This window comes from Streptomyces sp. CA-210063 (genome assembly GCF_024612015.1).
In the GTDB taxonomy this organism is placed as follows: domain Bacteria; phylum Actinomycetota; class Actinomycetes; order Streptomycetales; family Streptomycetaceae; genus Streptomyces.
On record NZ_CP102512.1, the window covers coordinates 5,677,712 to 5,700,848 of the forward strand.

16 protein-coding genes, 1 tRNA gene and 1 riboswitch are annotated in these 23,137 nt (G+C 71.7%); of the genes, 10 read left to right on the forward strand and 7 right to left on the reverse strand.

The genetic code is table 11. The features are described 5' to 3' along the window. The first annotated feature begins 1 nt into the window (after position 1). From JIX56_RS24745 to cyaB, 4 genes are all read left to right on the forward strand, one after another. Complete coding sequence (locus JIX56_RS24745; protein WP_257543636.1) at positions 2-772, forward strand: ABC transporter ATP-binding protein; 771 nt, start codon at positions 2-4, stop codon at positions 770-772. Further along, positions 769-1,974, forward strand: a complete 1,206-nt coding sequence (locus tag JIX56_RS24750) for an ABC transporter permease (RefSeq protein WP_257543638.1) — start codon at positions 769-771, stop codon at positions 1,972-1,974. The genes JIX56_RS24745 and JIX56_RS24750 overlap by 4 nt, the downstream gene beginning before the upstream one ends. A gap of 237 nt (positions 1,975-2,211) precedes the next feature. Beyond that, a complete protein-coding gene (locus tag JIX56_RS24755) occupies positions 2,212-4,584 on the forward strand; it encodes a beta-alanine-activating enzyme beta-propeller domain-containing protein (RefSeq protein WP_257543640.1) in 2,373 nt (790 codons plus the stop codon). A 162-nt stretch (positions 4,585-4,746) separates the two neighbouring features. Then, positions 4,747-5,313 (forward strand): class IV adenylate cyclase, encoded by a 567-nt coding sequence (gene cyaB / locus JIX56_RS24760; RefSeq protein ID WP_257543641.1) that lies wholly within the window; start codon positions 4,747-4,749, stop codon positions 5,311-5,313. A gap of 125 nt (positions 5,314-5,438) precedes the next feature. On the opposite strand, the gene JIX56_RS24765 is transcribed toward cyaB, so the two are convergent. Beyond that, positions 5,439-5,512, reverse strand: a tRNA-Met gene (locus JIX56_RS24765). 78 nt (positions 5,513-5,590) lie between these two features. Then, entirely contained in the window at positions 5,591-6,748 is a 1,158-nt protein-coding gene (locus JIX56_RS24770; RefSeq protein ID WP_257543642.1) for a dihydrofolate reductase family protein, read from the reverse strand. 74 nt (positions 6,749-6,822) lie between these two features. Here JIX56_RS24770 and JIX56_RS24775 point away from each other — a divergent pair, with 74 nt between their 5' ends. The 5 genes from JIX56_RS24775 to JIX56_RS24795 all read left to right on the forward strand — a co-directional run bounded on the left by JIX56_RS24775 (position 6,823) and on the right by JIX56_RS24795 (position 12,125). Beyond that, on the forward strand, positions 6,823-7,350 hold the full coding sequence (locus JIX56_RS24775; RefSeq protein WP_257543643.1) for a MarR family winged helix-turn-helix transcriptional regulator: 528 nt from the start codon (positions 6,823-6,825) through the stop codon (positions 7,348-7,350). 146 nt (positions 7,351-7,496) lie between these two features. Beyond that, complete coding sequence (locus tag JIX56_RS24780; protein WP_257543644.1) at positions 7,497-8,138, forward strand: GTP cyclohydrolase II; 642 nt, start codon at positions 7,497-7,499, stop codon at positions 8,136-8,138. A 157-nt stretch (positions 8,139-8,295) separates the two neighbouring features. Next, a complete protein-coding gene (locus tag JIX56_RS24785; protein WP_257543646.1) occupies positions 8,296-9,417 on the forward strand; it encodes a PP2C family protein-serine/threonine phosphatase in 1,122 nt (373 codons plus the stop codon). A 314-nt stretch (positions 9,418-9,731) separates the two neighbouring features. Next, positions 9,732-9,889: riboswitch (cyclic di-AMP (ydaO/yuaA leader) on the forward strand. A gap of 11 nt (positions 9,890-9,900) precedes the next feature. Then, on the forward strand, positions 9,901-10,962 hold the full coding sequence (locus JIX56_RS24790) for a M23 family metallopeptidase (protein WP_257543648.1): 1,062 nt from the start codon (positions 9,901-9,903) through the stop codon (positions 10,960-10,962). 218 nt (positions 10,963-11,180) lie between these two features. Further along, positions 11,181-12,125, forward strand: coding sequence for an aldo/keto reductase (locus JIX56_RS24795; RefSeq protein WP_257543650.1), 945 nt, complete (start codon positions 11,181-11,183; stop codon positions 12,123-12,125). A 379-nt stretch (positions 12,126-12,504) separates the two neighbouring features. Here JIX56_RS24795 and JIX56_RS24800 read toward each other — a convergent pair whose 3' ends face one another. The 4 genes from JIX56_RS24800 to JIX56_RS24815 all read right to left on the reverse strand — a co-directional run bounded on the left by JIX56_RS24800 (position 12,505) and on the right by JIX56_RS24815 (position 17,893). After that, a complete protein-coding gene (locus JIX56_RS24800; RefSeq protein WP_257543652.1) occupies positions 12,505-13,833 on the reverse strand; it encodes a PrsW family intramembrane metalloprotease in 1,329 nt (442 codons plus the stop codon). A gap of 107 nt (positions 13,834-13,940) precedes the next feature. Further along, positions 13,941-14,774, reverse strand: coding sequence for a tRNA (guanosine(46)-N7)-methyltransferase TrmB (gene trmB, locus JIX56_RS24805; RefSeq protein WP_257543653.1), 834 nt, complete (start codon positions 14,772-14,774; stop codon positions 13,941-13,943). 276 nt (positions 14,775-15,050) lie between these two features. After that, complete coding sequence (gene lhgO / locus JIX56_RS24810) at positions 15,051-16,262, reverse strand: L-2-hydroxyglutarate oxidase (RefSeq protein WP_257543655.1); 1,212 nt, start codon at positions 16,260-16,262, stop codon at positions 15,051-15,053. A gap of 206 nt (positions 16,263-16,468) precedes the next feature. Next, positions 16,469-17,893: an MFS transporter gene (locus JIX56_RS24815; RefSeq protein WP_257543657.1), complete on the reverse strand. Its 1,425-nt coding sequence runs from the start codon at positions 17,891-17,893 to the stop codon at positions 16,469-16,471. A gap of 715 nt (positions 17,894-18,608) precedes the next feature. On the opposite strand from JIX56_RS24815, the gene JIX56_RS24820 reads away from it, so the two are divergent. Next, entirely contained in the window at positions 18,609-20,702 is a 2,094-nt protein-coding gene (locus JIX56_RS24820) for an asparagine synthase-related protein (protein WP_257543659.1), read from the forward strand. A gap of 208 nt (positions 20,703-20,910) precedes the next feature. Here the strand turns inward: JIX56_RS24820 and JIX56_RS24825 are convergent, their stop codons facing one another. Continuing rightward, positions 20,911-22,788, reverse strand: coding sequence for a sigma-70 family RNA polymerase sigma factor (locus JIX56_RS24825; protein WP_443031876.1), 1,878 nt, complete (start codon positions 22,786-22,788; stop codon positions 20,911-20,913). Positions 22,789-23,137 lie beyond the last annotated feature (349 nt).

Genomic DNA, 23,137 nt, shown 5'->3' on the forward strand with positions numbered 1-23,137 from the left:
TATGAACACCGCCTCCCCACCCGCCGTCGTAGCCGAAGGCCTGGCCTTCGGTTACGCGTCCGGCGGTGGTCTGACCCGTGCGGATCTCACTCTCGACGCGGGAACGACGGCTGCCGTCGAAGGGCCGTCCGGTTCCGGCAAGAGCACCCTGCTCGCCCTGCTCGGACTGATCCTGTCGCCGGCCGCGGGCTCCTTGCACATCACCGGCAAGGACACCGGGGCGCTGGCCGCGGCCGACCGGGATCTGCTGCGGCGGCGGTCGATCGGCATCGTTCTGCAGGATCTCGGGCTGCTGCCCTTCCTCAACGCGTGGGAGAACGTGGCCGCCGCCTTCGGCCCCCGGCTCGCCCGGCACCGTAGGGAGGCCCGGGCGCTGCTCGGTGACCTCGGTATGGAGGACTTGGCCGACTCCCGGGTCACCGAACTCTCGGGTGGGCAGCGGCAACGTATCGCCGTGGCACGGGCGGCCGTGAAGCAGCCGGTGCTCATCCTGGCCGACGAGCCGACCTCGGGCCTCGACCCCAGGACGGCGAACTCGGTGATGGACGCGTTGCGTTCGTGCGCGGAGCGGGGCGCGGCCGTGCTGCTCGTCACGCATGACGCGGCCGTCGCCGGGACCTGTGACCAGCGGCATGTGCTCGACGGGGGAGTGCTGTCCGCCGTTCCCCGGCAGAACGCCCGTGAGGAGAGCCTCGGGAACAGCCGTGAGGAGAGCCTCGGGAACAGCCGTGAGGAGGGCCTTGAGGATGCCCGTGAGGAGAGCCTCGGATGAGTCGTTGGAGTCTGTACACGTGGACGCGTGACGGGCGTTCGCTGCGCAGGGCCTTGCCGACGCTCACGGTTCTGGCCGCGTTGCTGACCACGTCCGCGGGGGTGGCGGCCGGGGCCGCCGGTGCCGTCGAGCGGGACGTACTGGGGTCGGGCGGCCTCACCCAGATCGAACTCTCCTCGTTCGAGGGTGACGCGTCGGTCCGCCCGCTCACCACCTCGGCTCTGCGGGACGCCGGGCAGGTATCCGGTGTACGGCAGGTCGTCGCCGACTACCCGTCCGTGCTGTATGCCGAGGAGGACGGGACGTATGACTTGGCCGCCCACACGCTGACGCCGGGGGACGATCTGCCCGCCGTGAAGGGGAAGGTTCCGGCGGCTTCCGAAGGGCTCGGTCGGGACCAGGTGGTGCTGCCGGCCACCGCGCAGGGGACCGACTTCGCGCCGCTCCTCGGCCGTACCGTGGCCTTCGGGTACACGAAGGCCACGGGTGTGGCGTCCGGCACCACCCAGATCATCAAGCTGAAGGTCATCGCCCTCTACGACCCCTCCTGGCAGGCCGACGGGCCCGACGTGGCCTATGTGTCCGAGGACACGGCCGCGCTGCTGGCCGCGGCACGGGCCGGGCAGACGCCGGAGACCTTCCGGGCGAGGGAGGGTGCGCGGTCCGCCGTCGTGCTGGTCGGGCATCAGAAGCAGGTGGCCGCCGTCACCGAGTCGCTTCAGAGGGACGGGTTCTCGGCGTCTCCGGTGTCCGATCGCGTACGTAACCTGCCCGGTCTCTTCGGGTTGGCGGATCTCGCGATGCGGGTCGGGGTGCTGGTTCTGGCGGTGGGTGCCGTCGCGCTCGGGGTGGTTCGGGCGGCGGACAGTACGCGGGCGAGGGTCGGGCAGTTCGCCGTTCTGCGGATCCTCGGGTCCGGGCGGCCCGAGCTGCGGCGGATCCTGCTCGGTGAGGCCATGCTCTCCGGCGGGGCGGCCGGTGTACTGGGTGTGGTCGTCGGTACGTGTGCGTCCGTGGGGTTGGCCGGTCCGCTCAGCGATCTGCTCGGACTGCCCATCGCCCGCACGGACGCCCTGCCCGGACCGGCCTGGGTGGCCGCGGCGCTGTTGATGCCCGCCGTCGGTCTGGCCGCCGGCACCCTCCTCGGCAGCCGCGAGGTCCTCCGCCGGGACCCCTACCTCACGGCACGGGCCCACAGTTGACGGCAGGGCGGCGGAGCTGACGCCGAGCGTGCGGAGGCAGAGCGGAGGCAGAGCGGAGGCAGAGCGGAGGCAGAGGGGAGACAGCCTCGGCGTACGGCTCACGTCGAAGAACGGGAACCTTCGCGTCCGTCTGCCGCGTCCGACCGCACAGTGAGGTGCGGATTCCGTGTGTGGCGGACATCATGGACGAGATGGCATCCGGGGGGCCGAAAGCCCTCAGGTGGGGCAGGGGGGCCCATGGCACAGGCGTTGGAGAACAGCGACCCTCGGCAGGTGGGGCCGTACCGGATCGTGGGCCGCCTCGGCGCGGGCGGGATGGGGCGGGTCTACCTCGGGCTGTCGCCGGGCGGCCGCGCGGTCGCGGTCAAGACCATCCGGCCCGAACTGACTTACGACCCCGAGTTCCGGCAGCGGTTCGCCCGGGAGGCGGCGGCCGCCAGGGCCGTCAGCGGGGCGTTCACGGCCGCGGTCGTCGACGCGGATCCGTACGGGGACCCGCCGTGGCTGGCCACCGTCCATGTCGCGGGCATCTCGCTCGACGACACCATCGCGCGCCACGGACCGCTGCCCGAGTCCTCGGTGCTCGCCCTGGGGGCCGGCCTGAGCGAGGCGCTCCAGGCCATTCACACCGCGGGCCTCGTCCACCGTGATCTGAAGCCCTCCAATGTGCTGCTGGCCCCGGACGGGCCCAAGGTGATCGACTTCGGGATCGCGATCAGCGCCGGATCGAGCTCGCTCACCCGCAGCGGAGTCGTCGTCGGCACGCCCGCGTACATGTCGCCCGAGCAGCTGACGGGTGGCCGGGCCGGTACGGCCGCCGATGTGTTCGCCCTCGGTGGAGTACTCGTCTTCGCCGCCACCGGCGAGGGCGCCTTCGGGTCCGGTCCGTCCCTCGGCGTCGGCTTTCGCGTGGTCCATGACGAGCCGAACCTGTCCGGCGTCCCCGCGGGTCTGCGTCCCCTGCTCGGCCGTTGTCTCGACAAGGTTCCGGCCCGTCGGCCCACCGTCGCGGAACTGCTCGCCGAGTTCGCCCGCCGTATCCTCCCGGCGCCCGAAGCGGAGTACAGCACGGACACCGTCACCCTCGCCCTCCACGGCGGAGCCTGGCTCCCCGAGTCCGTCGCCTCTTCGGTGCGGCGTGCGGGGGAGACAGCCGGGCCCGGCGGGGCCGGTGAGGCCGGTGGGATCGGCGGGACGCTGGTGCCGGAACCCGTTACGCGGACCGCGCCGACCGGGGGCCGGGTGGACCCCCGCGTTCCTGCGGACCCCCGCCACTCCGATGCCGATGCCGGTGTCGGTGTCGGCGTCGGTGCCGGTGTCGACGCTCCCGTTCCCGGTCCCGCTTCCGGTCCCGTATCCCCAGCCGGCCCGCCCACCTGGATCGACGGGCGGTCACAGCCGCGCCCCGAGCGCATCGAGGGCACCAACGGCCCCGAGCAACCCCAGCCGGCCTCCGATCCGCTCAGCCCGGCCCGCGCGGGAGACCGTGCCGCCCCCGCCCCGACCCGCCGCCGCGTGCTGGCCGTGCTCGCCGGAGCCGGCGGCGTCGCCGCCGTCGGTGTGGGCACGTACCTGCTGGGGCGCGGCGAGAACGACCCCGACAAGGGTTCGGACAACGGCACCCTGAAGGACCCCGGAGGCGTGCCGAGCCCGGGAGACCTGAGATGGCGGCGCGGTACCGGCGGCCCCGTGGCGCCCGCCCTCCTCGCCGTGGGCGGGCTGGTGTACGCCGGCAGCAAGGACGGGAGCATGTACGCCCTGGACGCCGAGACCGGCAAGCCGCGCTGGCAGTTCGGCACGGGCAACGGCGTCTACACCTGTCCCGCCGTGGCCGGTGGTCTGGCCTATTTCGGCAGCGCCGACTACCACCTCTACGCCGTCGAGGTGAAGACCGGCGAGCAGCGCTGGCAGTTCAGCGCCGGCGGCGAGGTCAACTCCTCACCCGTGGTCGCCGGGGGAGTGGTCTACGCGGGCAGTGACGACGCGCGGCTGTACGCCGTGGATGCCCGCTCGGGTGACCGGAAGTGGACGTTCGCCGCCGAGGGCCGGATCCGTTCGTCCCCGGTCGTCGCCTGGAACAAGGTCTACGTCGGCAGCGAGGACTCCCGGCTCTACGCCGTCGACGCGGCGACCGGCGAACGCCGCTGGGCCTTCAAGACCGACGGCGACGTGAAGTCCTCACCGGCGGTCGCCGACCGCGTCGTCTACGTGGGCAGCTACGACGGCAACCTCTACGCCGTCAACTGCGACACCGGCGAGCTCCTCTGGAGCTTCGCCACCCGGGGCGGAGTCGGCTCCTCGCCGGCCGTGTCCGGCGGAGTCGTCTACGTCGGCAGCGACGACGGCAACCTGTACGCCGTCGACGCCCTCACCGGGAAGCAGAAGTGGAAGTTCACCGTCGGCGCCATCGTCTACTCCTCACCGGCCGTCCTCGGCGACGCCGTGTACGTCGGCAGCAAGAACGGCAACCTCTACGCCGTACGAACGGACACCGGTAAGCGCCTGTGGACGTACCGCACCGGCGCGGACATCCGCTCTTCCCCCACGGCGACCGACGCCACGGTCTACGTCGGCAACGACAGCGGCACGGTCTTCGCGGTCAACCGCTGAACATCCCCGCCCAGCGGTGAGCCGCGCTTTCACCCGCCCCGGGGTGTAACGAGCCACACCCCGGAGGGAAGGTCGGCGCGACCGCCGACCATCTCCCGTCCCAGGGCCGTCGGACGGGACAGTAAGAGGGAGGGGAGAGCGGTGTGAGGAAAGGAACGGCTGGTGATCGAGGCGGAGTTGAAGGCGCGGGTCCGCGCGCCGGAGGCGGTCGCGCGGGCGCTCGACGAGCGGGCCGAGGGCCGGTCCGAGACGTACCAGGACACGTACTACGACCTGCCGGACGGCAGCCTGCGCGCGCGGGACGAGGAACTGCGGCTGCGGTTCGTGGTCGATCGTGGCACGGGCGACCGGCGGACCCTGCTCACCTTCAAGGCGGCCGTGGTGGACGAGGCGTCCGGTTCGAAGCCCGAGTACGAGACGCGGGTGGGCGACTCACAGATCGCGCACGCCATCCTGGAGCACCTCGGCTACGTACCGGCGATCGTGTTCGAGAAGCGGTGCCGCAGCCATGCCTTCGAGGCGTACGGCCGGCAGCTGCTCGCCACCCTCGTACGGGTCCCCGAGCTGGACGGCACGTTCCTGGAGGTCGAGACCCTGGTCCAGGAGGAATCCGAGCTCACCGCGGCCCTCGACGACATCCGCTCGGTACTCGCCGACCTCGGCATCACCCCGGAGGACCTCACCCGCGAGCTCTACACGGACGCGGTGGCGGCGGCCCGCAGCGCCTGATCAGGGGGTACAGACATCAGGGGAGTACAGGGGTACAGACATCAGGGGAGTACAGACATCAGGAGAGTGTGTACAAACACCTGGGGCCCGGAATCCTTGTCGGATTCCGGGCCCCAGGCCTTGAGTAGCGGGGACAGGATTTGAACCTGCGACCTCTGGGTTATGAGCCCAGCGAGCTACCGAGCTGCTCCACCCCGCGTCGTTGAAACCAGTGTACGCCATCCGCGGGACCCCAAGCACACGGGTTAACGACGACCGCCGATCACCACGGATTCACTCAGCCCACCAAGTGGTTGTTGGGTGCCTTCGCCCGCTCCTCGTACTCCGGCAGGACGACGACGTCGGCCCCCTCCGCCGAGAGCACCGCATTGCCGACGGCGGCGTCCGCGACGAAGGTGTCCGGCTCGCGCCAGGCGGTGACGACGCGGCGTACGCCCGCCTCGAGGACGAGCCGCGCGCAGGGCGCGGGGCGGGAGGCGCGGCGGGCGCACGGTTCCAGGCTGCTGTAGACCGTGGCGGAGGCGAGGCGCGGGTCGGCGGGGTCGAGCTTGGCGAGGGCGGCCTCCTCGGCGTGGACGACGGGGTCGCCGTCCTCGCGGGAGTGCCCGCGCGCCAGTTCCGTACCGTTCTCGGCGACCACGACCGCGCCCACGCTGAACGCGGTCCGCGAGGGCGGGCACTCGGCGGCCAGGTCGCACGCCAGTGCCAGCCAGTGCCGGTCGGCGGCGGAGACGGCAGGGCCGGTGCCGGGGACGGTGGGGACGTACCGGATGAGGACGACGTCGCCGACCGGCCGGGTCTCCAGCAGGCGCAGCCGGCTCTTCGGTCCGCCGGGGTACGCGCCCGTGCCGAACATGCGCGGCGCGTCCGACTCGCCCACGAACACCGGGGCGACGGCCAGTTGCAGTTCGTCCGCGAGGCCCTGCTGGAGCAGCTGGGTGTGCACGCGGCCACCGCCCTCGACCATGAGGCGCCGGATGCCGCGTACGTCTCCGAGGTGGTCGAGGACGGCCGTCCACTCCAGGTCGGGGCCGAGGGACACCACGTCCACGCCGTTGGGTCCGGCCGGCAGGCCCAGCCCGCGCAGCCGTTCCGCACCCTTGTCCGTCGTGTACACGGCCTTCTCGCCGCCCGTGTGCCAGAACTGGGCCGCCGGATCCAGATCGCCGGACGCGCTGACCGTGACCTTCAGCGGGTACTCCGGGAGCCCGGCGGCGACGCGGGCCGCGCGGCGCTCGGGGGAGTTGACCAGCAGCCGGGGGTTGTCGGTGCGCAGGGTGCCGGCGCCGATCAGGATGGCGTCGCTGGCCGCGCGCACCTCGTCGACCCGGTCGAAGTCGGCCGGGCCCGAGAGCAGCAGCCGTTCGGGCCCGGTGTCGTCCAGAAAGCCGTCGAGGGAGACGGCGGCGGACAACAGGACGTAGGGCTGGGGCATGGACGCGCTCCCTGACGGTGACCGTGATGGCGGTGGGCTTGGTTCAAGTTTTAAACAATAACTACACTGTACGTATGACGACCCGCTGGCTCACCCCCGAGGAACAGCGTGCCTGGCGCGCCTACGTGGCCGCGAGCTCCCTCCTGGAGGACGCGCTCGACCGGCAGCTTCAGCAGGAAGCCGGTCTGCCGCACCTCTACTACTCCGTGCTGTCCGCCCTCTCCGAGGCGCCGGACCGCCGGATGCGGATGACCGATGTCGCCGAGCGCCTGAAGATCACGCGCAGCCGTCTGACGTACGCCGTGACCCGGCTGGAGAAGGACGGCGTGGTGCGGCGCGAGGACTGCCAGTGGGACAAGCGGGGCAGTGTCGCCGTGCTCACCGACGAGGGCATGGCCCTGCTGGAGCGGACGGCGCCGGGCCATGTCGAGACGGTCCGCAAGGCCGTCTTCGACCACCTCAGCCCCGAGCAGATCGGCCAGTTCGAGGAGATCTGCGCGTCCATCGCGACGGCGATCCAGGGCGGCGCTCCCCGGGCCACCGGCTCCGACGACCTGCCGTGGCGCCGCCGTGCGTGTCCGTCGAGCCAGGCCGGTCAGTAGGCCCACCGCGAGTTCCCTGTGTTGCGGGAATGTGAGGCACCTCAAAACGGGTTGCTTGAAATTTGAAGCAGGGGTTAGAGTCCTGCCGAGCGTGGTGCTTCAAATCTGAAGCACGGCGGCACCCGCACCAGGACCGGAGAACCCGCATGCCCGACTTTCCCGCTGCCACCCCGCGTGCCCGCGTCCGGGTACCGCTGCGTTTCCACGACGGCTACGGCGTCGACACCGAAATGGTCACCTTCCACGGCCTCGTCGACGGCCAGGAGCACGTGGCGATCGTCCTCGGCGACCCTGCGCCCGGCACGGCCCCGCTGGTCCGGCTGCACTCCGAGTGCCTGACCGGCGACGTCTTCGGCTCGGCCCGCTGCGACTGCGGTCCGCAGCTGCGCGAGGCGGTGGAGCGGATCGCCGACCGTGGCGGTGTCCTCCTCTACCTCCGCCAGGAGGGCCGGGGCATCGGTCTCTACAACAAGCTCGACGCGTACGCCCTCCAGGACCAGGGCCTCGACACCTACGAGGCGAACGCGGCGCTCGGACTGCCGGAGGACGCCCGCGACTACACGGCGGCGGCCCAGATGCTGGGCGCCCTCGGCATCGACGAGCTGGACCTGCTCTCCAACAACCCCGACAAGGGGCAGCAGCTCCGTGACCTGGGTGTCGGCGTCCGGCACCGCGTCCCCACGGGCGTCTTCACCACCGCCCACAACGTCCGCTACCTCCGCGCGAAGGTCCTCCAGACCCAGCACACGCTCCCCCTGCCGGAGCTGACCGAACTGACGGCCGGCTGAGTCCCGGAGGAAACGGGAAGGGGACGGGAAGGGGACGGGAAGGGGACGGAAACGAGGACGCGGGGAACGAGCCAGGGGCGGACCGGTGCGACCGGCCCGCTAGCCCACTCGGCCCCGCCGACTGGCCCCGCACCCCACCCCCGTGAACCCTGTATCCGTGGGGCAGCGAGAGGGCGCGAGGCAGCCGGTCGGCCGGCGTTTCTCGTACGCCCGTACGCTCGTCCGCGTCATCCCGGTCCTGCTGATCGCCATCGGACTCTTCTACGACCACTTCACCCCGCGCGAGTTCACGGCGGTCCCCTTCTTCACCGCCGCGCCACTCGTGGCGGCCCCGCTCTTCTCGCTGCACGGCACGGTGATCACCGGTGTGGTCTCGATCGCCGGCATCACCGCCGTACACATCCGCTACGGCGACACGGGCCACGTGGACGCGATCACCGAGATCGCGACGGTGACCACCGTCGCCGTACTGGCCGTACTCATCAACCGCCTCGTCCGCCGCAGCGACGCCCGGCTCGCCACCGCCCGCGAGATCGCCGAGGCGGCGCAGCGGGCCGTACTGCCGGTGCCGCAGGAGCGGATCGGCGGGCTGGAGATCGCCGCGCGGTACGAGGCGGCGCAGGCCGGGGCGTCGATCGGGGGTGATCTGTACGCGGTGCAGGACTCCCCCCACGGCGTACGGCTGATCGTGGGCGATGTGCGCGGCAAGGGGCTCGGCGCGGTGTCGGCGGTGGCGGTGCTGATCGGCGCGTTCCGGGAGGCGGCCGAGCAGGAGTCGACGCTCGAAGCGGTCGCCCAGCGGCTGGAACGGGCGCTGGCCCGGGAGGGAGCGCGGCGGGAGGCGGCGCGGCGGGACGCGGCCGTGGAGCGCGAGGGGTTCGTCACGGCCGTACTGGCGGAGTTCCCGCACGGCGCCGGCCGCGCCCGGATCGTCAACCGCGGCCACCCCTCACCACTGCTGCTGTACGCCGACGGCGTCCTGCGCACCGTGGAGGCCCCGCAGCCCGCGCTCCCGCTCGGCATGGACGACCTGGGCACCTGGCCGGACCGCGCCGAGGAGACCGGATTCCCGCCCGGCGCCACGCTGCTCTTCTACACCGACGGCCTCTCCGAGGCCCGCGACGGCCGAGGCGTCTTCTACGACCCGGCCGAGCGGCTGTCCGGTCGTACGTTCCCCGGCCCGCGCGCCCTGTTGACAACCCTCGCGGAGGAGGTGCGCCGACACACGGGCGACCGCACGACGGACGACATGGCGCTCCTGGCGGTCCGCCGCCCCTGACGCCCTTCTCGCGCCCTTCTCGCGCCCTTCTCGGCACCTCTCCGTGTGCCTCCCCACACGTCTCTCTCACATCGTTCACGATCGATGTCACCGAACGTGTCCGCCCGACCTTTCTCCGTATACCAACTGACGTGCCGTCAGAACTCTTGTTACTCCAGAGGCAAGGTCAACTCGCCCGTTTTCCGCCCCTCATGACCCGTAAGTCCTGCGCGAAAGCCGGAACGATCATCCAGAACAGCTTGGAATGGAGTACTCGCGTCTATTAACGTTCGATAACGCAGCGCGGTCGTCCCAGCCGTCACAAGAGACGGCTCCGTGCTCACGCGCCGAATCCCGCAAGGGAACCGGGGAACCACCACCCTGGGGTGAATCGCGCGGAAACCGTCGTGGCAGCACGTCAGGTTTACGCGCGTAGGAGACCTTCCTGCTCCGAACCCGTCAGCTAACCCGGTAGGCGAGAAGGAAGGAAAGGAGTACGCCCACGTGGCGTCCAACCGGTCCGCGACCGAAGCCCCGTTCGTACCGAGCCAACGCGACGGCGAGAGCCAGACGTTCGGTTACGGCAGCTACAACAGCGACAACGAGGGCCCCTGGCAGGAGTGGAACCCCAACGAGGAGTCCATTCGCCCCGCTCGCGGCCGGCACCGCGTCGCCAAGAAGGGCGGCGGACTCGCCCGTGGCGGACTCGCCCGCAGCTCCACGGTTCTCGGCGTCGGTGTCATAGCCGCCGTCGGCGGCGCCGGTATGGCCAGCGCGCAGTCCGGCAAGGCCCCGGTGTCCATATCGATGCCCGACGTCGGTTCGGTCTTCGAGGACGACACGGAGAAGGAGGAGGAGGCGGAGCCGCAGGCCTCCACCACCCCCCTCAGCAGCGCCGGCCTGATCGCCGCCGACACAGAGCAGGGCACGGCGGACGCCGGCGAGGCGCTGCGCGCCCGCATCATGGCGCAGGCCGAGTCCCAGCAGGACGCCTTCGACAAGGCCTCCGCCGAGGCCGCCCAGACGGCCGCCGCGAAGAAGGCCGCCGAGCAGGCCGCCCAGGAGAAGAAGGAAGCCGAGGCGAAGGAAGCCGCCGCCAAGAAGAAGGCGGAGGAGGAGGCCGCGGCGAAGAGGGAAGCCGAGCGCCTCGAGGCCCTCGCCAAGCAGTTCACGCTTCCCACCTCCTCGTACACCCTCACCTCCACCTTCGGTCAGGCCGGCCCCTACTGGTCCTCCGGCTACCACACCGGCCTCGACTTCGCCGCGCCCACCGGCACCCTCATCAAGGCCGTCCACAGCGGCACCATCACGCGGGCCGGCTATGAGGGCTCCTACGGCTACAAGACCGTCCTCACCCTCGATGACGGCACCGAGATCTGGTACGCCCACCAGTCCTCCATCGGCGTCAGCGTCGGCCAGAAGGTCGCCACCGGCGACGTCATCGGCCGCGTCGGCGCGACCGGCAACGTCACCGGCGCCCACCTCCACATGGAGGTCCACGCCGCCGGCTCCGCCAACGGCATCGACCCGGCGGCATGGCTGCGCAGCAAGGGCCTGAACCCGTAAGACCCGAACGAACGGCAACCCCGCAAGGCCGTTGGGCCGGCAGGGACCCGAGACGCCGCGCAACCCCATGAGGGCTGCGCGGCGTTCGTCATGCGGGGCGGCGGGGGCCCGGGGCCTCTCCTCTGTCTCCTCCTGACGGATGACGGATGACGGATGCTTCACGCACCGTTCACGCTGAGGCGGAATGCGAACGTCTGGCCCACCGGTTGACGTCGCACATGACTTCTCTTCGCAAGCTGGGCACGTCCGACATCGAGATCTTCCCGCTCGCCCTCGGCGGCAACGTCTTCGGCTGGACGGCGGACGAGGACCAGTCCTTCGCGGTCCTCGACGCCTACGCGGCCGCCGGCGGCAACTTCGTCGACACCGCCGACTCCTACTCGGCGTGGGTCGAGGGCAACAAGGGCGGCGAGTCCGAGACGGTCATCGGCAAGTGGGTCAGGTCCCGCGGCAACCGCGCCGACGTGGTCATCGCGACCAAGGTGAGCCAGCACCCCGAGTACCAGGGCCTGACGGCGGCCAACATCAAGGCGGCGGCCGACGCCTCCCTCACCCGCCTCGGCACCGACTACATCGACCTCTACTACACCCACTTCGACAAGCCCGAAGTCCCCGTCGAGGAGATCATCACCGCCCTCGACGACCTGGTGAAGGCCGGCAAGGTCCGCGCGATCGCCGCGTCCAACATCACCCCGGAGCGCCTGAAGGCCTCCCTGGACTTCTCGGAGGCCGAAGGCCTGGCCCGCTACGTCGCCCTCCAGCCCCAATACAACCTGGTCTCCCGGGACACCTACGAGGGCCCCCTCCAGCGCCTCGCCGCCGACTCGGGCCTCTCCGCCGTCCCCTACTTCGCCCTCGCCATGGGCTTCCTCACGGGCAAGTACCGCCCCGGCACGACGATCGACAGCCCCCGGGCCGCCGGTGCCGGCGCCTACCTCGAAACCCCGGCCGGCATCCGCGTCCTCACCGCCCTGGACGAGATCGCCGAGTCCCGCGGTGTCGCCCACGCCACCATCGCCCTGTCCTGGCTCACCGCCCAGCCCACCGTCACCGCCCCCATCAGCTCCGCCCGAACCGTCGACCAACTCCCGCCCCTGCTGGCCTCCGCCGACCTCACCCTCACCCCCGAGGAACTCACCAGGCTGACCGAGGCCTCGGCGTAGCTTCGACACCGTCCGCTGGGGCAGGGACTGAGGCACGCCCCACCGGCACTTGCCGGGCGGCCGCGACGGACGGTGACCCTCACCCCGACGGCGGGCGGCCGCGTACGGCGCGAAGGGGGCGTGTCGGGGGGTGTCCGCCCGCAGCGGTTGGCGCGTCAACAGGTTGGACTTCCCAGGCGACCGATTCCGCGCCGTTCCGAGGACGGATACCCCCCGGCGCGCCCCCGCCCCACCCACCGGACCCAGGCGCCCGCCCCACCCACCGGACCCAGGCGCCCGCCCCACCCACCGGACCCAGGCGCCCGCCCCACCCACCGGACCCAGGCGCTCCCGCCCCACCCACCAGAAGCACACCCCACCCCACCCGGCCGGCGTTCCCCTAATACCGATACGGGTTGTACACGGGATACGTCGGCACCCCATAAACCGCCGATTGCGGATACGCCGCCGACCCAAACGTGCCGTACCCGTACCCCGACCACCCCCGGGGCCCAACCTCCCGCCCCGCATACCCCATGGCCGGCCGAGCCAACTCCCGCCTCCGCCACAGCTCGAACAGCAACTCCCGCTCCCGCAGGACGAAGTCACCCCCGCCCCGCCCCCGCCGCCCCCGATACCGCAGAAACGCCAACTTCGTCGCGTACGCCTCATACTCCGTGACCGACCGAGCCCCCGCCTTCCCGAAGTGATGCGCCGCATACTCCCGCGCCACCCGCCGAGCCCGCATCGACCCCAGCACATACGGCTCCGGCGGCGTGAGCCACCCGGCGGCCGCATACGCCGGCAACTCCTCCCGCACCTTCCGCAACTCCCGCTGCCGCGCCCAGATCACCAACCACGTCAGCAGCCCGAACGCCGGCACCATGAACGCCGCGTACACCGCGAAGAACCCGTACTCCCCGAACGTCGCCGACCCGTTCCACACCGCGTGCATCCCCATGGCGAGCAACAGCCCACCCACCGGCACGACCACCCGCCGCACCCGCTGCCTCTCCGCGGAGAACGCCGCGACCCCGAACCCGATCCCGGTCAACACGGTGAACAGGGGATGCGCGAACGGCGACATGATCACCCGCACGAAGAAGGTCGCGGCGGTGACGGACGCCAGCCCACTCCCCCCACTGAGCTGATCCGTCCCGAAAGCGGTCCCCAGGTACAAAATGTTCTCGGTGAACGCGAACCCGGTCGCAGTGACCCCCGCGATCACCACCCCGTCCACGATCCCGGTGAAGTCCCGTCTCCTGAACAGAAAAACGAGTAAGACGGCCGCGGCCTTGGCGCTCTCCTCCACCACGGGCGCTATGACGGTGGCACCCAAGGCGTCGGCATGCGAAGGATCCGCGGTAGCGGTCGCTATCCACCGGGTCGCGAAGCTGTTCGCCACGATGGCTATCAGCGCCGCCGCACACGCCCCCCACGCGAACGCGAACACCAGGTTCTTCCAGGGCCCGGGCTCCACCCGGTCCAGCCACCGGAACGCGGACATGAGCAACGGCACGGGCAGCACCGCGAGCCCCAGCCCGACAAGAAACCCCTCCGTGCCGGTCTGCTCGCGGACAAGCGCGAGGATGACGAGCCCGGAGACCGCGAGCAGACCGATGAGCGCGCCGTACTGGACGCTCTTCCGCTGCCACCAGCGCGTGGGCCTGAACGCATACCCACCGGCAGATCCGCCGGGGTGCGTCGGATAGGGGGGACTGGTGGCCATTGCATTGACCCTAACGAGGGATGGGCGCCGCCCGCGACGGCACGTGGTGCGGCCCGCCGGGTGGTGAGGGCAATTCGTCAGGCGCCTGTGGGGGGCTGTTCGGACTTCTACTCCTGGTCCTGCTTCTGCTCACGCTCCTGCTCACGCTGCTGTACGCGGCGGAAGAGCAGATCGTTCACCACATGACCCTTGTCCAGTCCCTGCCCCTCGAAACGGGTCAGCGGCCGGAAGTCGGGACGTGGCGCGAATCCGCCGTCGGCCCGGGTGTTCTCGAAATCCGGATGCGCGCTCAGCACGTCCAGCATCTGCTCGGCGTACGGCTCCCAGTCCGTCGCACAGTGCACGATCGCCCCCGGCCTGAGCCGCGACGCGGCGAGCGTGAGGAATTCCGGTTGGATCAGCCGCCGCTTGTGGTGCCGCTTCTTCGGCCAGGGGTCGGGGAAGTAGACCCGCAGCCCGTCCAGCGAGTCGGGCGCGAGCATCTCCCGCAGCAGAATGATCGCGTCCCCGTTCGCGACCCGGATGTTGGACAGTCCTTCCCGGTCCGCGAGATTCAGCAGGTTTCCCTGGCCCGGTGTGTGCACATCCACGGCCAGCACATTGGTCTCCGGATCGGCGGCGGCCATCCGCGCCGTCGCCTCCCCCATCCCGAAGCCGATCTCCAGCACGACGGGCTTCTCGTTCCCGAACAGCTCGACGAGATCGAGCGCCCGCCCATCGATGTCGAGCCCCCACTTGGGCCAGAGCCGCTGCAACGCGTCCGCCTGCCCGGCCGTCACCCGACTCCGCCGAGGCTGAAAACTCCTGATCCGCCGCTCGAAGTGCGCCCCGGCCGGATCAGCCTTCGGCCCATCGGGAAACCGAGGCTCACCCTTGGCCCGGGCCTGCCGAAGGGGGGCACCGGGGGTGCGGGTCTCGGGGGTATTGGCGGAGTCAGACACAGTGAGGTCGATTTTACGACGCCTCGAACACCCTCAAGCCGTCCCAGCCCTGCCCTCAAGCCGACCGAGCGCTGCCCTCAAGCCGACTCAGCCCTGTCCTCAGCCGTCCCAGCAACGTCCCGAGGCTTTCCAGCAACGTCCCGAGGCTTTCCAGCCGGGCTCAGGCATCTCCAGCCCGTCCGGCGTTTGAGGACGAGGCCGTTCAGGCCGAAGGGGGGTCTGGGGGCGCAGCCCCAGGGACAGGATGGGACGGGTAGGGGCGGCGGGGGCGACCTCTCACACCTGAGCCAACACCCCCAGCGCCCGCCTCCCCACTTCCCGCCCGATCGGCAGCGAAGCGGTAGCCGCAGGCGAAGGCGCGTTCAGCACATGCACCGCCCGCGCCCCCTCCCGAATCAGAAAGTCGTCCACCAGCGTCCCGTCCCGAAGCACGGCCTGCGCCCGCACCCCGGCCGCCGCCGGCACAAGATCCCCTTCAGAGACCCCCGGCAGCAACCGCCGCACCGCCCCGGTGAACGCCTTCTTCGACACCGACCGCCGAAGCTCCCCCGCCCCGTACCGCCAGTGCCGCCGAGCTATCCGCCAGGCCCCGGGCCACGCCAGCGTCGCCCCCAGCTCCCGCACCCGCACGGTCCCCCACCCGTACCCCTCGCGGGCCAGCGCGGGCACGGCGTTCGGCCCGATGTGGACACCCCCGTCGATGCCCCGCGTCAGATGCACCCCGAGGAACGGAAACGCCGGATCGGGCACCGGATACACGAGTCCACGGACCAGCTCGGGCCGCGCCAGCTCGTAGTACTCCCCCCGGAACGGCACGATCCGCATCCCGGGCTCGTCCCCGGTCAGCCGCGCCACCTCGTCGCAGTGCAGCCCGGCGCAGTTCACCAGCACCCGCCCCCGTACGACATCGCCGCCCCGGATCCGTACGGCGACCCCCAGCGAGGCCCGCCGGTCGATGCGCTCGACCTCGGCGCCGTAGCGGATCTCGGCGCCGGACGCCCGCGCGAGCTGCCGGGCGACCCCGACGAAGTCGCAGATCCCGGTGGTCCCGACGTGTATGGCCGCGAGCCCGCGCACCTCCGGCTCGTACTCGGCGATCTGGGCGGCGCCCAGTTCCCGCACCGGAATCCCGTTCTCCCGCCCGCGCTGCACGAGGGCGTGCAGCCGGGGCAGCTCCGACCTCTCGGTGGCGACGATCAGCTTCCCGGTGACCGCGTGGTCGATGCCGTACTCGGCGCAGAACTTGACCATCTCGGCGGCGCCCTTGACCGCGTACCGCGCCTTCAGCGACCCGGGCCGGTAGTAGATCCCGCTGTGGATGACCCCGCTGTTCCGCCCGGTCTGATGCCGGGCGGGCCCGGGCTCCTTCTCCAGCACGGTGACCCGCGTGCCCGGCGCCGCCCGCGTGATCGCATACGCGGTGGACAGCCCGACGATCCCACCACCGACCACGAGCACATCACAGTCGTAAGCGCCCTGCCTCCGCACGCGCCCCACCTCCCGACTCCGATAGTGCACTGCACCACTGACAATGCCCTCAAACCCGGGGGACGTCTTCATGACGCCGGTCACGACCTCTTAGGGGCGCGGGGCTGTATCGATATGCGGCTCCGCCGCGCGGGCGCGATCAACCACAATGCACCCGCAGCCGCAAAACCCTCACAAACCCGGCAGACGAGTAGGTGCCCAAAAACCTACGCAGGCGTCATCAACAGAGGTCGTGCCCTCTCCCGCAGCTCGATCACCCGCGGCTCATCCCCATACGGCTCGAGCCGATGCAGCAGATCCTTCACATACTCGGTCGTACGAGCCGAGGAAATGCGCCCCGCGACCTCCACCGCCCGTACCCCCTGCTCGCACGCCGCATCGAGGTTGCCCGACTCCAGCTCCGCGACCGCCGACACGACGAGCCGCAGCCCGTGCGAGCGTACGAACTCCTCCGTCGGCCGCGACAGCGCCTGCTCGGTGAAGCGGCGCACCTGACGCGGCGCCTTGAGGTCGCGGTAGCACTCCGCGGCGTCCGCGGCGAAGCGGTCGTAGCCGTAGAACCCGAGCCAGGTCGGATCGTTGTCGCCGTCACGGGCCCGCTCCAGCCACCCCTCGGCGGCCTTCAGGGCCGCCCCGGCGGCCACCGCGTCACCCGCGCGCGCGTGCGCCCTCGCCTCGACGAGCCGGAAGAAGCTCATCGTGCGGGCGGTGGCCAGCCCCCGGTTGCGTTCGAGCGCGGCCTGCGCGAGATCGACACCCTCGTCGCCGAACCCTCGGTAGGTCGCCTGCAGGGACATCGTGGCGAGCACATACCCGCCCAGCGGCACGTCGGCCGCGGCCCGCGCGAGCCTCAACGCCTGGATGTAGTACCGCTGCGCGGCCTCCTGCTGACCCGTGTCAAAGGCCATCCAGCCGGCGAGGCGGGTGAGTTCCGCGGACGCTCCGAACAGCGCGCGGCCCACCTCGTCGGAGTACGACCCGAGCAGCAGCGGCGCGGCCTCGACGCGCAGACACTCCGGCACCATGGACGAACGCCAGTCGCCGCCCCCGTACTTGGAGTCCCAGCGCCTGGCGTCCTCGGCGGCCTCCCGCAGCTTCTGCACATCGCTGTGGCCGACTTTCAGCGGCGACCCGGAGTCCTCCGCGGAGCCCGCCTCGCGCGCCACCGAACTGTCGGCCGGGGTTATCAGCCATCGTGAGGCGGGTGTCGCGTAGGCGCTCACCGCGAACGATCCGGCGAGGGACTGCCAGATGCCGCCGGAGCCCGCGCGGCGGCCGGCTAGGTCGAGGCGGTACAGCTCCGTCGCCGCGCGCACCGCCTGTCCGACGTCACGGGGGAAGGCGAGGCCCACTTCGGGGGCGGGATCCGCGTCCGCCAGGCCGATCTCGTGGAGCGGCACGGGTCGGCCGAGCTTCTGGCCGATCGCGGCCGCGATGAGATGGGGCGCGGCGCCCTGGGGGACCATGCCCTTGGAGACCCACCGCGCCACCGAGGTCTTGTCGTAGCGAAGTGTCAACCCGCGTTGAGCGCCAAGGTCGTTGACGCGACGCGCGAGTCCTGCGTTGCTGATTCCCGCGAGGGCGAGAACGGCGCCGAGCTTTTCGTTCGGCCCGCGTTGCTCCCTGGACATTGCGCCACCCCTCGAACAGACGGCTGCCGCGGCGGCATAGGCACGCGGCATTCGTAAACCCAGCGTAGTTCGCCGCATCCCAAGCGTTAAGGGGCCCAAATCCGGATGGCGGGATTGTGGTACGTACGAAGTTGCGGACAGAGTACGGAGTGTTGTCACGTGCTCCCGCTGTGTGGCCGTGCGCCCGCCCGTGCGCTCTTCTCCGGCCACCGGGGGAGCGGTTCCATGGTCGTGCGTGGGTCGGCCCGCTGTACTGGATCCAGTGGGCTGGGGGACACCGCCGCCTACATCCCCGCGGGCGGCGGACCGGTCCGGGAGGCGAACTCCGCCTCCCGGACTGTGCGTTGACGCTGAGTCGCCATCGGGGGCGGTATGGAGGGTGTGCGCACTCCGCCCGTCGAGCCCGATTTGGCCGAAAATCGACGGTGGTCGTCGAGGGTGAATACCGCTCCGACCACGTCTGTTCAGGGCGCGTTAGGTGGTCTGGGGGAGCGTACCGGGGGCGCATTCACGTCGTAGACCCGGGGTCCACCTTTGTCGACCACCCCTCTTCCAGGGCGACTTGAGGGTCTGACGGGGGAGCGCTCAAGGCTCGCCAGGGGCGCACTTACCGGTGTGCAAGCCATCGCACACGCCCTCCGACAAGCCTCCTTCGTGGCAGCATGGGAGCCGGTTCGTACGGTGCACTGGTTGTCCACAGCCTGTGGAGGCGTCCATGCGGTGGTTGGTGGGATGGAGCAGTACCGCCGCCGGCGCACCCGTGATCGGGTCCGCGGGCGCCACGGGACTCGACGGCGAGACCGTGCATCCGGTCGGCTCGCACCTCCTGTGGGGGGACCCGGACCCGCTGTGGGCCGTCGGTGACTGGCGCCCGGACGAGGTGCGCGTCGTCCAGGCCGACGCGCAGACCAAGATCGCCGTTCTCGGCATCTGCGGCGCCTCCGACGAGCAGCTGCGCGTGGGCCTGTTCGCCGCCCGCGGCGGCGCCCTCCGTCACCTCACCGCCTGGCCCGGCAGCTACACCGCCATCGTCCAGGTCGGCCGCCGGCTGACGGTCTGCGGCGACCTCGCGGGCGCGCGCCCGGTCTTCTACACCCCCTGGGCCGGCGGCACCGCGTACGCGACGGCCGCTCTCCCTCTCGCCGACCTCATCGAGGCCAACCTCGACTTCGGGCACCTGGCTGCCCTGCTGGCCGCCCCCGACGTACCGGACGCCCTCCACGACTCCACTCCGTACGACGGCGTGCGCCGCATTCCCCCGGGGCACGCGCTGATCCTGCGCGCCGGTTCCCGTGAGATCGCCGGCTACGAGCCGGTCGCGTCCCTCGCCGTCGCCGCCCCCTCCGCCGACCCGGCCAGCGCGGTCGACGCCGTACGCGACGCCCTCGTGGAAGCCGTACGGGCCCGCCTGTCCGCGCCCCGGCACGTACCCGACGTCGACCCCGGCCCGGTCCCCGGCATGGGCCCCGCCGAGCGCCGCGCCTCCCGCGGCATGCCCGTCCCCGGCATCGGCGCCGACCTCTCCGGCGGCCCCGCCTCCGGCACCCTGGCCCTGCTCGCCGCCGGCCTGCCCGGCGCCCCCGGCACGGTCCTCGGCCACGGCACGGGCGCCGGCGAACGCCTCCTCGCCGTCACCTTCAACGACCTGGCCACCTCGGGCCGCGAAGCCGAACTGGAACGCGCGGGCACCTTGGCCGCCAACCCCCGCCTCCACCACGTGGTCGTGACGGGTGGCGAGGAAGTACTCCCGTACGCCGACCTCGAGGGCCCCCTGACCGACGAACCGGGCCCGTCCCTCGTGACGGCCGCCCGGCACCGCGCCCGTCTGGCCTCCGGCAGCGCCGACCACTTCACCGGCTACGGCGCCCGCCAGGTCCTGGACGCCCACCCCGCCCGCCTCGCCGACCTCCTCATGGACCGCAAACGCCGCCACCTGGTCCGCCCGGTCGCCGCCCTCGCCAGGGCCGACGGCTCGGTGATGGTCCCCGCGCGCGTGTACGGCGCCGCCCGGAAACTGGCCCGCACCCCGTACCGGGCAGGCGTGGAAGTCCTCGCCGACCGTCTGATGCAACGCCGCTTCGAGGAACCCTCAGGCGCGGTGGGCGCCTCCCTGGCAGCCCTCAACTGGGCCAGACCGGGCCCGGCGGCCCGCTGGCTCACCGGCGAGGCCCTGGCCGAAGTATCGATTCGTCTGGGCGCGATGACCGGCCGCCCGAGCGTGGGACCCGGCCAGCGCCCCGGAGACTTCCGCGCCCGCGCGGCCCTGGCCCGCCACGCCACGGACCTGAGGATCCTGGAACAGGCCGCGGAGATCCGCTCCCAACGCCTCCACGCCCCCTTCCTCGACAACCAGGTCGTCCGCGCCTGCCGCGCCCTCCCCGAGGCCCTGCGCGTCCAGCCGGGCGCCCGCGCCGCCATCCTCCGTACGGTCCTGGAGGGCGCCGGCATCACCGACCTCCCGCCCGGCTGGGGCGCCCCCTCCCACGCCAACTCCGCCGCCGCCGCCCGCACCGGCCTCCGCGCAGCCGCCGACACCCTGATCGCCCTCTTCGACACCCCCCTCCTGGCCCAGGCGGGTCTGGTCGAAGCCCGAGTGGTCCGCAAGGCCCTCCGCGCGGCGGCCGAGGGCGAACCCCTCCCCCTGGACGGCCTGGCCGACCTGGTCTCCCTGGAACTCTGGCTCCGCCGCCTCCTCTCCCGCCGCGGCACCTGCTGGACAGGCACACCGGCGAGGCAACGCGCGGTACCGGCCGGCATCAAGCCGCAGAGAGGCGCACTGGGAGCGGGGGCGACGGCGAGACGGGGTTAGCCCCGCACGGGAGTGCCCCTTAAGAGGCGCGGGGAACTGCGCGACAAGCCACGACGCTCCGGCACCTACGAACTCACGGCAGCCACCCCTTCATCCCCCAGCGGGGGCCTGGGGGCGGCAGCCCTAGCCGCCGGAACCAGCCGGCGCACGCGGCGATCACCCCGCCCGCTCTGACTCCCAACCACTGCCGACCCTCGCCGCCGAGCCCTCACTCGCAGGTGAACCCGGACTCCGCCCAGTCCGCCAACGCCACCAGGTCGTAGTGGCTGTGCGGCTCGACGACCAGCCGTACCGTCTCCCGCCCACGGAGATCCACATGGACCGGAACCGCCGGCTCCCCACCCCGCACCAGCCCGGACTGCCACAGCCGGACCCCGTCGCCGTAGACGGAGAAGTAGACCTCGCCGAGGCCGTGCGTCATGTCGTCGACGCCGACGAGCGCGTCGTACGCGCCGCACCGCCGGTTGAGGTCGATGGTCACGGAGGACCGACCGTGCACGGTCACCCCGTTCGCGTACTGCTTCCCACCGATCGACACCCCGTACCGCTGCCACACCCAACTGCTCTCCCCGAACCGCATCTCGGGCGCGGTGCCGTCGCCGAGCACGCCGTACCGCAGCGCGTTCCACTGATGGACGGCCGGTGGAGGCGGGGGAGGGGGCGTCGGCGTCGGTGTGGGCGACGACTTGGTCGGCGAAGGAGTCGGAGTGGGCGTAGGTGTAGGCGCCGGTTTCGCGGAGGGCGCCGGTGATACCGACGGCGATGGTGTCGGTGTCGGCGTCGGCAACGGCTTGGACATCGCCACCACCACCGGCGGCGCGCCCGGCGCGGGCTCCTCCTCCGGCGGCGCCGACGGCTCCGGCTCCGGCGAAGCCTCGACGGGCTGGGAGGACGGCGCTTTGGCCGACGGTTCCTTCTTCTCCACGTCGTCGCCCGCCAGCACGAGCGCCACCGCGGCGGCGACCATCCCGGCCACACTCACCGCGATACCGACCTTCGCCGGCGCGCCGAGCTCTTCAGCGGCAGCCCCACCCCCCGCACCCGCGCCACCGGACCCACCACTCGCCGCGGGCGCCGCACCCGCGGCCCCGGCCGCCCCGGCCCCCGCGCCACCGGCGACGAGCGCGGCCACCTTCGCGTACCCGGCCGCACCGAACCACCCGATGACCGCGACCGGTACGACGGCGGGGATACCGCCGGCGACTTCCTTGATCTGCCCGACGGCCAGCCGGCACGCCGCACACTCCTCCAGATGCGCCCGCAGCCCTCGCTCGGCCCGCGTACGCAGACTGCCACGGGCGTACGCGCCGAGCCGGTCGGCGTAACGCCCGCACTCCGCCGAGTTCCCCGCGAGCGTGGCGCTCACATGGGCCTGTAGATACGCCTGTTTGAGCCCCTCCCGTGCCCGACTGGCCAGCACCCGCGTCCCGTTGGCGTCCAGCCCGAAGAGCGTGGCGACTTCGCTCGGCGACTCGTCCTCGACCTCCGTGTGCCACAGCACGGCCTGCCACCGCTCCGGCAACGACCGGAACGCCCGCATCGCCATCGACTGCTCGGCCTCGTGCATCGCCCGCACATCCGCCCCGAGATCGAGTCCCGCTCCGAGGGAGCTCATGGATGCGGTCGTGTCCGACACCTCGGCCCCACGCGACGCCTGCGCCGCGAACACCGCGAAGTCGTCGACCAGGTGCTCCCGCTTGGCGGAACTCGTCCAGGTGGCGGCGACCCGCCGCACAGACGTCAGCAGATAAGCCCGTACGGCGTGCTCGGGCCCCGACCCGCCCCGCACGGCCTGCAACATCCGGGCGAAGACCTCGGCCGTCAGATCGTCCGCGGTGTGGGCGTCCAGGCAACAGGTCCGCGCATACCGACGCACGGCTTCGGCGTGCCGCCGGTACAGCTCCTCGTACGCCGAGTCGTCCCCCGACCGCATCCGCTCGATCAGATCGGCATCGGAAGGCCCCCGCGGCGGCGGCAGCACCCCGAAGTCCAACCGATCCCACTGCGCCGGAACCCCACGCCCCCCTTGGCTGGGCACCTGAGGCTCCGCCTCCGGCCTCGACTCGTCCCGCCCGTCAACACCCATCGCGGAAGCCCCCGCCGCCAGCCGACCCAGTCCCGAACACCAGGTCAGAGTGCCATATTGGCTTTTGTTCAGTCCCTAGCAGCAAGGGCATACCACTCGTCCGAGGGGCCTCCCCGGACATCAGTACAGCCGTTCACTCAAACGAGTGATGCGCATATGGGAGGGGGCCATGCAGAGGGGCTTCGCCCCTTAAGGGGCGTGGGGAACTGCGCGACAAGCCACGACGCTCCGCCACGTACGAACTCACGGCAGCCACCCCTTCATCCCCAGCGGGGGCCCGGGGGCGGCAGCACCCGGATCGCGATCCGGGGTCGAAGGGGCAGCGCCCCTGGGGATGGGAACGGGTAGG